At 70.8% G+C, this 12,831-nt stretch carries 13 protein-coding genes; 6 read left to right on the forward strand and 7 right to left on the reverse strand.

Annotated features, from left to right (window positions below):
• The first annotated feature begins 66 nt into the window (after positions 1 to 66).
• Positions 67 to 606 (forward strand): peptide deformylase, encoded by a 540-nt coding sequence (def, locus tag CLM62_RS29115; protein WP_095752892.1) that lies wholly within the window; start codon positions 67 to 69, stop codon positions 604 to 606.
• Positions 607 to 702: 96 nt separating this feature from the next.
• Here the strand turns inward: def and CLM62_RS29120 are convergent, their stop codons facing one another.
• Positions 703 to 1,347, reverse strand: coding sequence for a TetR family transcriptional regulator (locus CLM62_RS29120; RefSeq protein WP_095752893.1), 645 nt, complete (start codon positions 1,345 to 1,347; stop codon positions 703 to 705).
• Positions 1,348 to 1,517: 170 nt separating this feature from the next.
• Between CLM62_RS29120 and CLM62_RS29125 the strand changes: the two genes are divergently transcribed.
• Positions 1,518 to 2,744, forward strand: coding sequence for an acyl-CoA dehydrogenase family protein (locus tag CLM62_RS29125; protein ID WP_095752894.1), 1,227 nt, complete (start codon positions 1,518 to 1,520; stop codon positions 2,742 to 2,744).
• A 12-nt stretch (positions 2,745 to 2,756) separates the two neighbouring features.
• Here the strand turns inward: CLM62_RS29125 and CLM62_RS29130 are convergent, their stop codons facing one another.
• From CLM62_RS29130 to CLM62_RS29155, 6 genes are all read right to left on the reverse strand, one after another.
• Positions 2,757 to 3,980 (reverse strand): cytochrome P450, encoded by a 1,224-nt coding sequence (locus CLM62_RS29130; protein WP_095752895.1) that lies wholly within the window; start codon positions 3,978 to 3,980, stop codon positions 2,757 to 2,759.
• A gap of 100 nt (positions 3,981 to 4,080) precedes the next feature.
• A complete protein-coding gene (locus tag CLM62_RS29135; RefSeq protein WP_095752989.1) occupies positions 4,081 to 4,317 on the reverse strand; it encodes a DUF6213 family protein in 237 nt (78 codons plus the stop codon).
• Positions 4,318 to 4,342: 25 nt separating this feature from the next.
• Positions 4,343 to 5,728 carry an NADP-dependent succinic semialdehyde dehydrogenase gene (locus tag CLM62_RS29140; RefSeq protein WP_095752896.1) on the reverse strand — a complete coding sequence of 462 codons (1,386 nt, stop codon included), beginning with the start codon at positions 5,726 to 5,728 and terminating at the stop codon, positions 4,343 to 4,345.
• A 76-nt stretch (positions 5,729 to 5,804) separates the two neighbouring features.
• On the reverse strand, positions 5,805 to 6,263 hold the full coding sequence (locus CLM62_RS29145; protein WP_095752897.1) for an NUDIX domain-containing protein: 459 nt from the start codon (positions 6,261 to 6,263) through the stop codon (positions 5,805 to 5,807).
• The gene (locus tag CLM62_RS29150; RefSeq protein ID WP_095752898.1) at positions 6,260 to 7,798 is read right to left on the reverse strand and encodes an ATP-dependent DNA ligase; all 1,539 of its coding nucleotides are present in this window, start codon (positions 7,796 to 7,798) and stop codon (positions 6,260 to 6,262) included. Before CLM62_RS29150 ends, CLM62_RS29145 begins: the two co-directional genes overlap by 4 nt.
• Before the next feature lie 29 nt (positions 7,799 to 7,827).
• Positions 7,828 to 8,763 carry an NAD(P)/FAD-dependent oxidoreductase gene (locus CLM62_RS29155; RefSeq protein ID WP_095752990.1) on the reverse strand — a complete coding sequence of 312 codons (936 nt, stop codon included), beginning with the start codon at positions 8,761 to 8,763 and terminating at the stop codon, positions 7,828 to 7,830.
• A gap of 77 nt (positions 8,764 to 8,840) precedes the next feature.
• Here CLM62_RS29155 and CLM62_RS29160 point away from each other — a divergent pair, with 77 nt between their 5' ends.
• The 4 genes from CLM62_RS29160 to CLM62_RS29175 all read left to right on the forward strand — a co-directional run bounded on the left by CLM62_RS29160 (position 8,841) and on the right by CLM62_RS29175 (position 12,771).
• Complete coding sequence (locus CLM62_RS29160) at positions 8,841 to 9,425, forward strand: helix-turn-helix domain-containing protein (RefSeq protein WP_095752899.1); 585 nt, start codon at positions 8,841 to 8,843, stop codon at positions 9,423 to 9,425.
• Positions 9,426 to 9,542: 117 nt separating this feature from the next.
• Complete coding sequence (locus CLM62_RS29165; RefSeq protein ID WP_095752900.1) at positions 9,543 to 10,520, forward strand: NADPH:quinone oxidoreductase family protein; 978 nt, start codon at positions 9,543 to 9,545, stop codon at positions 10,518 to 10,520.
• The gene (locus CLM62_RS29170; protein WP_095752901.1) at positions 10,517 to 11,698 is read left to right on the forward strand and encodes an acyl-CoA dehydrogenase family protein; all 1,182 of its coding nucleotides are present in this window, start codon (positions 10,517 to 10,519) and stop codon (positions 11,696 to 11,698) included. The genes CLM62_RS29165 and CLM62_RS29170 overlap by 4 nt, the downstream gene beginning before the upstream one ends.
• A complete protein-coding gene (locus CLM62_RS29175; RefSeq protein WP_095752902.1) occupies positions 11,695 to 12,771 on the forward strand; it encodes an acyl-CoA dehydrogenase family protein in 1,077 nt (358 codons plus the stop codon). Before CLM62_RS29170 ends, CLM62_RS29175 begins: the two co-directional genes overlap by 4 nt.
• Positions 12,772 to 12,831 lie beyond the last annotated feature (60 nt).

Here is a 12,831-nt window from a genome sequence, read left to right on the forward strand (position 1 = left end):
CACTCCCGAATCGCACCTGGGCTTTCGCCGACAGGCGCGGGCGGACGGGACCGTACGCTTGTCGCCATGCGAAACGGCTCCATCCCGGGCACCCACGGGCGTGTCCGCCCCCTCACGCTGCTCGGCGACCCGGTTCTGCACGCCCCGTGCAAGGACGTCACGGCCTTCGGCCCCGAGCTGGCGACCCTGGTCGAGGACCTGTTCGCGACGATGTACGCGGCACAGGGTGTGGGCCTGGCGGCGAATCAGGTGGGGGAGCAGCTACGGGTGTTCGTGTACGACTGCCCGGACGACGAGGAGGAGCGCCACGTGGGGCACGTGGTCAATCCACGGCTGGTCGGGACGGACGGGGTGGTGCTGCGGGGGCCGGAGGGATGCCTGTCCCTGCCGGGCCTGGAGGCGGGGACGGAGCGCTACGACCATGCGGTGGTCGAGGGCTTCACGGTCACGGGAGAGCCGATCACCGTGCACGGCACGGGCTTCTTCGCCAGATGCTTGCAGCACGAGTGCGACCACTTGGAGGGCAAGGTCTACGCGGACCACCTGAAGGGCTGGCGCCACCGCCGCTTGATGCGACAAGCGACGCGAGCTTCATGGCACCGGTGAGTGGACCTACCCCTGGGGGCGTGGGGCTGTGTCAATTTGCGGCTCCGCCGCGTGGGCGCGACAAGCCCCCACAGACCCGCACCCGAAATACGACCGTCAGAACCCAGGGCCCCCCAGTTTGTCGCCCGCGGCAGCGAGCCGCCCCCACAACAGATCCGCCAAACTCCGCACCAACTCCGCACGAGAACAGGGACGTTCCCCCAACCACCAGTCCCCCGCCGCATGCATCATCCCGACAATCCCATGCCCCCACACCCGAGCCAACTGCTCACCCCCCGGTCCAAGATCCAACCGATCCTCGATGACCTGAGCCAGCTCCTCACCCATCCGCCGCAACAACGGAATGCTGTTCTTGCCGACATCGAAGCCCTGATCACCGCTCTGGCCCCCCTCCGCCGGATGCATCAGGAACCGGTACACCTGAGGCCGCGCCTCGATCGCCGCGAGGTACGTGTCCAGCGTGGCCTCGACCCGCTCCCTCCGGTCCGCCGGCGCGTCCAGCGCCGCCCGCAGCGAATCCAGCAGCGCATCTGTGTGCCGTTTGGCCAACGCGGCGTAAAGTCCACCCTTGTCGCCGAAGTGCCGGTAGAGAATCGGCTTCGTGATACCGGCCTCCGCGGCGATGGCGTTCATCGAGGCGTGTGGGCCGTCGCGCAGCACCACTCGGTCCGCGGCCTCCAGCAGCTCGCGCCGACGGCGGTCGGCTGACCGCTGCTGATCGGTCCGCTGCGTGGTGTCCATGAGCTCTCCCCACCCGTGCTGTTTAGGTAATGCCTGCGCAAACTAACACCCTGCATGCCCGGTGCATCGAACGGGCTGCCGGGCGGTCATCAGGAGTTGACTTTTCCTACCGACCGGTAACAGACTCGGGTTACCGTAAGTAACATGCAAATGCGCCGCTGGAGGGGACAATGGCCGAGTTCACCATGGAGCTCAACGACGAACAGAAGGAGGTCCGGGACTGGCTGCACGGCTTCGCCGCCGATGTGATCCGGCCCGCGGCCGCCGAATGGGACGAGCGTGAGGAGACTCCCTGGCCGGTCATCCAGGAGGCCGCCAAGGTCGGCATCTACTCCCTCGACTTCTACGCCCAGCAGTACTTCGACCCCACCGGCCTCGGCATACCCATGGCCATGGAGGAACTGTTCTGGGGCGACGCCGGCATCGCCCTCTCCATCGTCGGCACGGGCCTGGCCGCCGTCGGCGTCCTCGCCAACGGAACCGAGGAGCAGATCGGCACCTGGATTCCGCAGATGTACGGCGATGCGGGCGATGTCAAGGTCGCCGCCTTCTGCTCGTCCGAGCCGGACGCCGGTTCCGACGTGGCCTCGATGCGGACGCGGGCCGTGTACGACGAGGCCAAGGACGAGTGGGTGATCAACGGCACGAAGACCTGGGCGACCAACGGCGGCATAGCCAATGTCCACGTCGTCGTCGCGGTCGTCGACCCGGAGCTCGGTTCCAAGGGCCACGCGTCCTTCATCGTCCCGCCGAACACGCCCGGTCTCGCCCAGGGCCAGAAGTTCAAGAAGCACGGCATCCGCGCCTCGCACACCGCCGAGGTGATCCTGGACAACGTCCGCGTGCCCGGCTCCTGCCTGCTCGGCGGCAAGGAGAAGCTGGACGAGCGGCTGGCTCGCGCCCGGGAGAGGGCGAAGGCGAGCGGTGAGCGTGTGAAGAACGCGGCGATGGCCACGTTCGAGGCCTCGCGTCCGGCCGTGGGAGCGATGGCGGTGGGCACCGCCCGGGCCGCGTACGAGGTGGCTCTCGACTACGCGAAGACGCGTGAGCAGTTCGGTCGGCCGATCATCGACAACCAGGGCGTCGCCTTCCAGCTGGCGGACATGCGGACGTCCATCGACGCGGCCCGCCTCCTGGTCTGGCGGGCGTCCTGGATGGCGGTCAACGGCAAGCAGTTCACTGCGGCCGAGGGCTCGATGTCCAAGCTGTTCGCGAGCGAGACCGCGAAGAAGGTCACGGCCCAGGCGATTCAGATCCTGGGCGGGAACGGCTACACGCGGGAGTACCCGGTCGAGCGGATGCACCGTGACGCCGCCATCTACACGATCTTCGAAGGCACGAGCGAGATCCAGCGGTTGGTGATCGCGCGGACGTTGTCGGGGATGCCGATTCGGTAGCGCCGGGGGTACTCACCGGCATGACCAGGTGACGCGCAGAGTCTCGGGCCCGCGGATCAACGCGCCCTTCCTGAAGGGCACTTCCTCCGGCGGTACGGCGAGCCCCAGATCCGGAATCCCGTCCAGCAGCGCGTCGACCAGCAGCTCGGACTCCAGCCGGACGAGCATTCCGCCAGGGCAGGAGTGCGGGCCGGAGCCGAAGGAGAGGTGCGGGTTCGGGCCGCGGTCGAAGTCGATCGTCTCCGGGAACGGGAAGACGTCCGGGTCGCGGTTCGCGGCCGGATACGACACGTGGATCGCGTCGCCCGTCCGGATCCGTACGCCCCTGATCCCCACGTCCTCCACGGCGATCCGCGACAGGCCGACCCCGTTGCGGTGCGGGATGTACCGCAGCAGTTCGTCGATGGCCCTCGGGCGGATCTCCGGCTCGGCGCGCAGCCGTTCGGCGAGGCCGGGGCGGGTCAGGAGGACGTAGAACATCTGGCCGCTGTGGTGGGCGACCTGCTCGCCGCCGATCTGGAGGAGCACCGCGAGGCCCACAGCCTCCTCCAGGGTCACCTCGCCGCGGCCCACGGCGGCGCCGAGCAGCGAGGTGACGTCCTCGGCCGTGCTGCCCTCGCGCGCGCCGATGAGCCGGGCGAAGTACGCGCCCATCTCGCTCTTGGCCTTCTCGCCGGCCTGGGCGCCGTGCGAGGCGGACAGGATGAGCTGGGTCCAGGTGTGCATGCCGTGCCAGTCGGCGGCCGGGACGCCCATCAGCTCGCAGATCACCGCGAGGGAGAACGGGCTGAGGACGGCCGCTGTGAGATCGGCGGGCGGGCCGTCCTGAAGCAGTTCGTCGACCAGTTCGTCGAGCATGCGGCGGGACTTCTCGCGGATCCGCGCCACGCCCGCCGCCGTGAAGGCGGCGGCCACCGAGCGGCGCAGCCGGGTGTGGTCGGGCGGGTCCAGGAAACCGACCTCGCCACGAACCGGAACGAAATCCGGGGCGAGCCGGGTGACCTGCCGGTCCATGACGGCCTCGCGGCTGAACCGGGGGTCGTCGGTCACCATCCGCACGTCCTCGTAGCGGGTGACCAGCCAGGCCCAGCCTTCGCCGTTGGGCAACTGGATCCTCGTGACCGGGCCCTCGCGCATCAACTCGGTCAGCACCGGGTCGAAGTCGACGCCGGCCAGGTCGAGCGCCGGCCAGTGCCGGATCGGGGGCAGGATCTCGGTGAGGGTCTCTTCGCTCATGCCGTCTCTTCGCGGAAGTCGTGAGCGTGGTCCCACCCACGATCCCCGGACGGGGCGACGATGTCGCGCCGGGCTGCTCCGTATCGGGGAACGCCATCCCCTATGGGGCACCCCCGCTGCTGTGAGCAATGCACGCCACATCGATACGATCGGCCAGCTTGGCCAACTCGATGGTCAACGCGGCCACCGTGTCCTCATCGAGCCCGTCCGCCCCGGCCTCCACAAGGTGCAGCCACCTCCCGCCCACCGTGCGGAGCAATTTGCTCACATCGGCGGCAGCCACCTGCAAGGTCCCGCGGTCGTCGACGATCAGAGGCAGAGTCACTTCGCGGTTCACAAACGGGATGGTAGCCGCGCAGCGCTCACGCACCGTGCCAAACGGTAGTGATGTTGCAGAACTCCCGGATTCCGTGCCCGGACAGCTCACGCCCGTATCCGGACCGCTTCACTCCACCGAACGGGAACGCCGGATGGGACGCCGTCATCCCGTTGACGTACACACCGCCCGCCTCCAGGTCCCGTACGAAACGGTCGACCTCGGTCTCGTCCCGCGTCCAGACATTGGAACTCAGTCCGAACGGCGAGTCGTTGGCGATCAGCACGGCCTCGTCCAGGTCGGCCGCGCGGTACAGCGTGGCGACCGGCCCGAAGGCCTCCTCCCGGTGGATGCGCATCTCGCGGCCGATGTCAGCCAGCACGGTCGGCGGGTAGTACCAGCCCGGCCCGCCGGGCCGTTCGCCACCGCACAGCACCGTCGCTCCGCCGCGCCTGGCGTCGGCGACCAGTTCCTCCAGATCATCCCGCCCCCGCTCGCTCGACAGTGGCCCGATCTCCGTCTCCTCCTCCAGCGGATCGCCGACCTTCAGCGCCTTCATGCCTTCGACGAACCGCTCGGCGAAGCGGTCGTACACGTCCGTGTGCACGATGAACCGCTTGGCGGCGATGCACGACTGCCCGGTGTTCTGCACGCGGGCGGTCACCGCGACCTGGGCCGCCCGGTCGATGTCGGCGGACGGCATCACCACGAACGGGTCGCTGCCGCCCAGCTCCAGTACCGTCTTCTTGATCATCTCCGCGGCGGTGGACGCCACCGCCCGGCCCGCGGGCTCGCTGCCGGTGAGGGTGGCCGCCTTGACGCGCTCGTCGCGCAGGATGTCGTCGACCTGTCCGGAGCCGATGAGCAGGGTCTGGAAACAGCCCTCGGTGAAGCCCGCGCGGTGGAACAGGTCCTCCAGGTAGAGGGCGGTCTGCGGGACGTTCGAGGCGTGCTTGAGCAGGCCCACGTTGCCCGCCATCAGGGCCGGGGCCGCGAAGCGGATCACCTGCCAGAGGGGGAAGTTCCACGGCATCACCGCGAGCACCGGTCCCATCGGCCGGTAGCGGACCAGGGCGCGGGAGGCGCCGGAGTCCTTCACGTCGAAGTCGGCGGGCTCCTCGTCGGCGAGCAGTTCCTCGGCGTGCTCGGCGTACCAGCGCATCGCCTTGACGCACTTGGCGGCCTCCGCGCGCGCCTGCTTGATGGGCTTGCCCATCTCGGTCGTCAGCACGCGGGCGATGTCCTGCTGATCCTCGTCGAGGAGATCGGCGGCCCGGTTCAGGAGGCGGGCCCGCTCGGCGAAGGTCGTCGTCCGGTACGTGCGGAACGTGGCCTCCGCGAGCTGGAGCCGGCGCTCGATCTCCTCCTCGCCCATGGCCTCGTACGTCTTGAGTGTCTCGCCGTTCGCCGGGTTGACCGTTGCGATGGGCATGGCTGACCTCCCTGGGGACGGGCTGTGTTCCGACCTTCCCGCGCGGCGGTGGGCGCCGCAACGCGTAGGCATCCGCTCAGACCGAGTGCTCCGCCAAGCGGTCGAGAAACGCGGCCTGCGCCTTCACGATCACGGTCCGGGCCCGCTCCAGTCCGAACCACTCCACCCGGTCCAGCTCCGGGAACTCCTGGATCCGCCCGGACTTCGGCGGCCACTCCATCGGGAAAGTGCCCGGGTCGATCGTCGCCGGGTCGAGGTCCGCCTCGACCGCCCACGCCGTGACGATCTTGCCGTTCGTCTGCCGGACCTCGCCGAGCGGTACGGCCTCGCCGTCGGGCGGCTCCAGCCCCAGCTCCTCCTGGAACTCGCGGCGGGCCGCGTCCCAGGCAGGCTCTTCGGGGTCGTACTCGCCCTTCGGCACGGTCCACGCTCCCGCGTCGCGCCGCGTGAAGAAGGGGCCGCCCATGTGGCCGAGCAACACCTCCAGGCCGTGGTCGGTGCGGCGGAAGAGCAGCAGGCCCGCGCTGTGTTTCACGGCTTCACCTCGCGATGGGCCGCGAGCAGCGTCTCGACCGTGTCCGCGTCCTCCGGTCGCTTGTCCTCGCGGTAGCGGACCACGCGGGCGAAGCGGAGGGTGACGCCGGCCGGGTAGCGGGTGGACTTCTGCAGGCCGTCGTAGGCGATCTCCACGACGAGCTCGGGGCGTACGGTGACCACGTATCCGCTGTCGTCCACGGCCAGCTCCTGGAGCCGCTCGGTCTGCCAGGTCAGCATCGCGTCGGTCAAGCCCTTGAAGGTCTTGCCGAGCATCGCGAAGGAACCGTCCGCGGTGCGGGCGCCGAGGTGGAGGTTGGACAGCTTGCCGGTGCGGCGGCCATGGCCCCACTCGGCCGCCAGGACCACCAGATCGAGCGTGTGGACGGGCTTGACCTTCAGCCAGGACGCGCCGCGCCGTCCCGCGCTGTAGGGGGCGTCGAGGGACTTCACGACCACGCCCTCGTGGCCGCGCTTCAGGGTCTCGGCGAGGAACTCCTCGGCCGTGCGCACGTCCTGTGGCCCGGACACCGTCGTGCGCCGCACCCGCATCGGCTCGGGCACCAGCCGGGCCAGCTCCGCGTGCCGCTCGGCGAACGGCAGGTCGAGCAGGTCGCGGTCGTCGACGGACAGGGCGTCGAAGAAGACGGGGGAGACGGGGACCGCCCGAGCGGCCGTCGTCACGTCCACGCGCGAACCGACGCGACCGGCGATCTCCTGGAAGGAGCGGGGGCGTCCGTCCTCGTCGAAGGCGATGACCTCGCCGTCCAGGATGAAGCGCTCGCCCCGCAACTCCAGGGCGGCGGAGGTCAGTTCGGGCAGGCGGTCGGTGATGTCGTCGAGGGTGCGGGTGTAGAGCCGTACGGTGTCGCCCTCGCGGTGGACCTGGACGCGGATGCCGTCCAGCTTCTCCTCCACCGCGCACGCCCCCAGCTTCTCGACCGCCTCGGCGACCGAGGAGGCGCTGTGCGCCAGCATCGGCAGGACCGGGCGGCCGACGGTCAGCCGGAAGCGGTCCAGCGCGGTGGGGCCGTCCGCCAGCAGGGCCTCGGCCACCGTCTGGAGCGAGCCCGCGAGCATCACCGCCCGCCGTACCTCCGCCGGCGGCGCGCCCGTAGCCTCGGCCAGCCCCTCGACCGCGACCGCGTCCAGCGCGCCCTGCCGGACCTCGCCGGTGATCAGGCCGAGCAGGAAGCGCTGTTCGTTCTCCGTGGCCGCGCCCATCAGCTCGCCGACCAGCCGGGCCCGCTCGGCCTGCGAACCGGTGCCCGAGACCTTGCCCAGCTCGCTGAGCCGGGCGTCGACCTCGCGCACGGTCAGGGTCGGTTCGGCCGCCGGGGCGACCCGGCGGCTGAGCACCTTCCAGCCGACGCCCAGCCGACCCTGGGGCAGCCGTCCCGCCAGATACGGGATGACGATCGGTACGTCGTCCGCCTCGGCGTCCCGGAACAGCTCGGCGAGGAGCGCGATCTTCCGGGAGCGCGCCGAGGTCGCGGCGACCTCCTGGGACACACGGGCCAGCCGGGTCAGCAGCATGCAGCCATGGTGCACCGGAAGGGGGCGGTCTACACCCGGACGGTCGCGTCGAGGTCCGACATGAGCAGCTCGCCGTTGATCGTGGAGCCCGCCCGGTACCCACCCGCCGCCGCGTTGACGACCTGCTCCGCGAAGCCCCTCGCGTTGCCCGCCGACCACACGCCGGGCACGGTCGTCAGGCCCGTCTCGTCGACCACGGGGTACGCGCCGAACGGGGTCTCGCGCAGCTCCGCGCCGAGGCGCCGCAGCAGATCGGTCTGTGGGACGGCCCGGGGCGCCACGAACAGCACCTCGCGGTGGTGCGTGGTGCCGTCCGCGAGCCCGACCCCGGTGAGCCGGTCGTCCTGCGTGACCAGTCCGGTGACCTCGCCGGGCACCACCTTGACCCCGGCCGTCGCCAGCCTGCGCAGGTCGTCGTCCGACAGCTCCTCCTCGCTGACCTTGTGCAGGAAGAAGGTCACGTCCTTCGACCACTGGGTCACCATCAGCGCCTGGTGCACGCTCATCGGGGACGTGGCGAGCACGCCGAACGCCTGGTCGCGGACCTCCCAGCCGTGGCAGTACGGGCAGTGCAGCACGTCCCGCCCGAAGCGCTCGGCCACCCCGGGCACCGCGGGCAGCTCGTCCTTCAGGCCGGTCGCGATCAACAGCCGGCGGGCGTGCACGGTTCTCCCGCTCGCCAGCGCCACGGCGAAGTCGCCGTCCTTGCCGACGTCCACCGCCCGGTCCCGGACCAGCTCCACGCCGTAGCGCGCGATCTCCTCGCGGCCGAGTGCCAGGAACTCCGCGGGCGGCATGCCGTCCCGGCTCAGGTAGCCGTGCATGTGCGCGGCGGGCGCGTTGCGCGGCTCGCCCGCGTCGACGACCAGCGTGCGGCGCCGGGCCCGGCCGAGGACCAGTGCGGCGGAGAGTCCGGCCGTGCCGCCTCCGACGACGACCACTTCGTACGAGTCCTTCTGGGTCATGGTGACCACCTCCACGGAAAAGGTCGCTCGCCCACTGCCGTATTGACAAATGTGTTTGCCGAAACTGCAATGGAGTCATGAGTGACGACACGGGCATGGACGAGGTGCTCGCGGAGGTCGGTCCCCGGCTGCGGCGGATTCGGAAGGAGCGGGGCGCGACGCTCGCCGGGCTGTCGGAGGCGACCGGCATCTCGGTGAGCACCCTGTCGCGGCTGGAGTCCGGCCTGCGCAAGCCCAGCCTGGAACTGCTGCTGCCGATCGCGCGGGCCCACGAGGTGGCTCTGGACGAGCTGGTGGGGGCTCCGCCGGTGCGGGATCCGCGGGTGCGGGCCCAGCCGATCGTGCGGCACGGGCGCACCTACTGGCCGCTCACCCGTCAGCCCGGCGGACTCCAGGCGTTCAAGGTGCTCGTACCGCAGGGGAAGGAGGAGCCGGAACCCCGTGTCCACGAGGGGTACGAATGGCTCTATGTCCTCTCCGGGCGGCTGAGGTTCGTGCTGGGCGAGCACGACGTGGTGCTCACCGCGGGGGAGGCCGCCGAGTTCGACACACGCGTGCCGCACTGGTTCGGGTCGACGGGGGAGGGGCCGGCGGAGTTCCTGAGCCTGTTCGGGCCACAGGGCGAGCGCATGCACGTACGGGCGCGGCCCAAGCGGTCGTGACGCACACGACTGTTCCCTGATGGGCAAGCGACCGCTTAGTATGCGTGGGACCCCGGTCAGAGGACACCGGCACGCCCCTCAGGCGAGCAAATCGACACAGTCCCGTGGAGGCCCCGCATGCAGGCATGGCAAGTGCACGAGAACGGCGAGCCGGGCGAGGTGATGCGCCTGGAGGGCGTGGCGCGACCCACGCCGGGTGACGGCCAGGTCCTGCTGAAGGTGCGTGCCGCGAACATCAACTTCCCGGACGTGCTCATGGTCCGGGGCCAGTACCAGGTCAGGCCTCCGCTGCCGTTCACCCCGGGCGTGGAGATCTGCGGCGAGACCGAGGACGGCCGCCGGGTCATCGCCAACCCCGCACTGCCCTACGGCGGTTTCGCCGAGTACGCCGTCGCGGACGCCGCCGCTCTCCTGCCCGCGCCCGACTCCCTGGACGACGCCGAGGCAGCCGCCCTGCACATCGGCTACCAGACGGGTTGGTTCGGCCTGCACCGGCGGGCCCGGCTGGAGGCCGGCGAGACTCTGCTCGTCCACGCTGCCGCTGGAGGGGTCGGCAGCGCGGCCGTGCAGCTCGGGAAGGCGGCCGGGGCCACCGTCATCGGGGTCGTCGGCGGGGCCGACAAGGCCGCCGTCGCGCGCGAACTGGGCTGCGACGTCGTGATCGACCGGCGCAGCCAGGACGTCGTCGCGGCGGTGAAGGAGGCAACCGGCGGCCGGGGCGCCGACGTGATCTACGACCCGGTCGGCGGCGAGGCCTACACCCAGTCCACGAAGGTCGTCGCCTTCGAGGGCCGGATCGTGGTCGTGGGCTTCGCGAGCGGGACCATCCCGAGCCCAGGGTTGAACCACGCACTGGTGAAGAACTACGCGATCCTCGGCCTGCACTGGGGCCTGTACAACACCAAGAACCCGAAGCTGGTCCAGCACTGCCACGAGCAGCTCACCGAACTGGCCGCCCGGGGCGCGATCAAGCCGCTGGTGAGCGAGCGAGTGCCGATGAGCGGGGCCGCGGCGGCCGTGCAGCGGGTCGCCGACGGTGTGACGACCGGCCGGGTCGCCGTCATCCCCGGTCTCGCTCAAGGAGGTGCGGCATGACCGACGCCGCCGAACTCGAGCGCCGCACCGCGGAGTTGCTGGCCGCCTTGCCTCCCGCCACCACCGACCGCCTTGACTTCCTCAAGGCCCGCTTCGACGCCGGCCTCGCCTGGGTGCACTACCCGGAGGGCCTCGGCGGACTCGGCGCCCCCCGTTCCCTCCAGGCCGTCGTGGACGCCGAGTTGGAGGCCGCGGGGGCTCCCGACAACGACCCGCGGCGGATCGGCATCGGGCTCGGGATGGCCGCGCCGACGATCCTGCGCTATGGCACCGAGGAGCAGAAGGAGCGGTTCCTCAGGCCCCTGTGGGTGGGGGAGGAGGTCTGGTGCCAGCTGTTCAGCGAGCCCGGCGCCGGGTCCGACCTGGCCGCGCTCGGCACTCGGGCCGTCCGGGAAGGCGACGATTGGGTCGTCAACGGGCAGAAGGTCTGGACGTCCAGCGCTCACATCGCCCGCTGGGCCATCCTCATCGCCCGCACCGACCCGGACGTGCCCAAGCACCAGGGCATCACGTACTTCATCTGCGACATGACCGACCCGGGTGTCGAGGTGCGCCCGCTGCGGCAGATCACCGGCGAGGCCGAGTTCAACGAGGTCTTCCTCACCGACGTCCGGATCCCCGACTCCCGCCGCCTCGGCGAGGTCGGCGACGGCTGGCGGGTCGCGCAGACCACGCTGAACAACGAACGCGTCGCCATCGGCGGTATGCGGCTGCCCCGCGAGGGCGGCATGATCGGCCCGGTCTCCAAGACCTGGCGCGAACGCCCCGAACTGCGCACCCACGACCTGCACCAGCGCCTGCTGAAGCTCTGGGTCGAGGCCGAGGTCGCCCGCCTCACCGGCGAGCGGCTGCGCCAGCAGCTCGTGGCCGGCCAGCCCGGCCCCGAGGGCTCCGGCATGAAGCTCGCCTTCGCCCGCCTCAACCAGGAGATCAGCGGCCTGGAGGTCGAACTCCTCGGCGAAGAGGGCCTGTTGTACGACGACTGGACCATGCGCCGCCCGGAGCTGGTGGACTTCACCGGCCGCGAGGCCGGCTACCGCTACCTCCGTTCCAAGGGCAACAGCATCGAGGGCGGGACCAGCGAGGTCCTGCTGAACATCGTCGCCGAGCGCGTCCTGGGCCTGCCCGCCGAGCCGCGCACCGACAAGGACGTCGCGTGGAAGGACCTCGCCCGATGAGCGACCTGCTGTACTCGGAGGAGGAAGAGGCGCTTCGCGCCGCCGTCCGCGACCTGCTCACCGACCACTGCGATCCGGCGGACGTGATCGCCCGCATCGAGTCCGACGGGCCGCACGACCGAGAGGCCTGGAAGGCACTCACCGACGGCATGGACCTCGCAGGCCTCCTCGTGCCCGAGGAGCGAGGCGGCCAGGGCGCCGGCCACCGCGAAGTCGCCGTTGTACTGGAGGAGTTGGGGCGCGCGGTCGCCCCCGTCCCGTATCTGACCAGTGCCGTCGTCGCCACCGAGGCCCTGCTGGCCTGCGGCGACGCGGACGACCTCCTCGCCGAGCTGGCCTCCGGACGCAGGATCGGCGCTCTCGCAGTCGCGCTGAGCCTCGCTCCGGGCGGCTCCTTCAAGGCCGTACGACAGGAAAACGGCTACGTGCAAGGGGAGTTGACCGGCATCGCGGACGCGGCGGCCGCCGATGTGCTGTTCGCCCCGGCCGACGACGGCGGGCTGTACGCGGTCGACGCGGACGCCGTGACCGTCACCCCGCAGCTGTCGCTGGACCTGACCCGGCCGCTCGCGACCGTCACCTTCGACGGGGCGTCCGCGCGCCGGATCGGCGACGCCGAACCCTCCGTACGACGGGCCCTGCGTGCCGGAGCGGGACTCCTCGCCTCAGAGCAACTCGGAGTCGCCGAGTGGGCGTTGACGGAGACGGTCCGCTACCTGAAGGAACGCAAGCAGTTCAACCGGCCCGTCGGCGGCTTCCAGGCGCTCAAGCACCGGCTCGCCCAGCTGTGGCTGGAGGTCGTCAACCTGCGCGCCGCGGCCCGCAACGCCGCGGACGCCCTCGCGACCGGCGAGGACGTCGACGTGGCCGTTGCCGTGGCCCAGGCGTACGCCGCTCCCGTCGCCGTCCGCGCCGCCGAGGAGGCGCTGCAACTGCACGGCGGCATCGGCATGACCTGGGAGCATCCGATCCACCTCTACCTGAAGCGGGCGAAGGCCGACTCGCTCGCGTACGGCACCGCGGGCGGCCACCGGGAGGCGCTGGCCGAACTGGTCGACCTCCAGGCCCCCTGAGAGCCTGCACAGGCTCTGACGTACACCTGGGAGAAATCCGCGAAAAGCCCGTCCCACCAG

This window comes from Streptomyces sp. SA15 (genome assembly GCF_002291145.1).
In the GTDB taxonomy this organism is placed as follows: domain Bacteria; phylum Actinomycetota; class Actinomycetes; order Streptomycetales; family Streptomycetaceae; genus Streptomyces.

Coding starts and splice junctions, on each gene's coding strand:
- CLM62_RS29125 (WP_095752894.1), top strand. CDS start 1,518: ATGGCCGAGTTCACCATGGAGCTCAACGACGAACAGAAGGAGGTCCGG.
- CLM62_RS29140 (WP_095752896.1), bottom strand. CDS start 5,728: ATGCCCATCGCAACGGTCAACCCGGCGAACGGCGAGACACTCAAGACG.
- CLM62_RS29130 (WP_095752895.1), bottom strand. CDS start 3,980: ATGAGCGAAGAGACCCTCACCGAGATCCTGCCCCCGATCCGGCACTGG.
- def (WP_095752892.1), top strand. CDS start 67: ATGCGAAACGGCTCCATCCCGGGCACCCACGGGCGTGTCCGCCCCCTC.
- CLM62_RS29155 (WP_095752990.1), bottom strand. CDS start 8,763: ATGACCCAGAAGGACTCGTACGAAGTGGTCGTCGTCGGAGGCGGCACG.
- CLM62_RS29120 (WP_095752893.1), bottom strand. CDS start 1,347: ATGGACACCACGCAGCGGACCGATCAGCAGCGGTCAGCCGACCGCCGT.
- CLM62_RS29170 (WP_095752901.1), top strand. CDS start 10,517: ATGACCGACGCCGCCGAACTCGAGCGCCGCACCGCGGAGTTGCTGGCC.
- CLM62_RS29175 (WP_095752902.1), top strand. CDS start 11,695: ATGAGCGACCTGCTGTACTCGGAGGAGGAAGAGGCGCTTCGCGCCGCC.
- CLM62_RS29165 (WP_095752900.1), top strand. CDS start 9,543: ATGCAGGCATGGCAAGTGCACGAGAACGGCGAGCCGGGCGAGGTGATG.
- CLM62_RS29150 (WP_095752898.1), bottom strand. CDS start 7,798: ATGCTGCTGACCCGGCTGGCCCGTGTGTCCCAGGAGGTCGCCGCGACC.
- CLM62_RS29160 (WP_095752899.1), top strand. CDS start 8,841: ATGAGTGACGACACGGGCATGGACGAGGTGCTCGCGGAGGTCGGTCCC.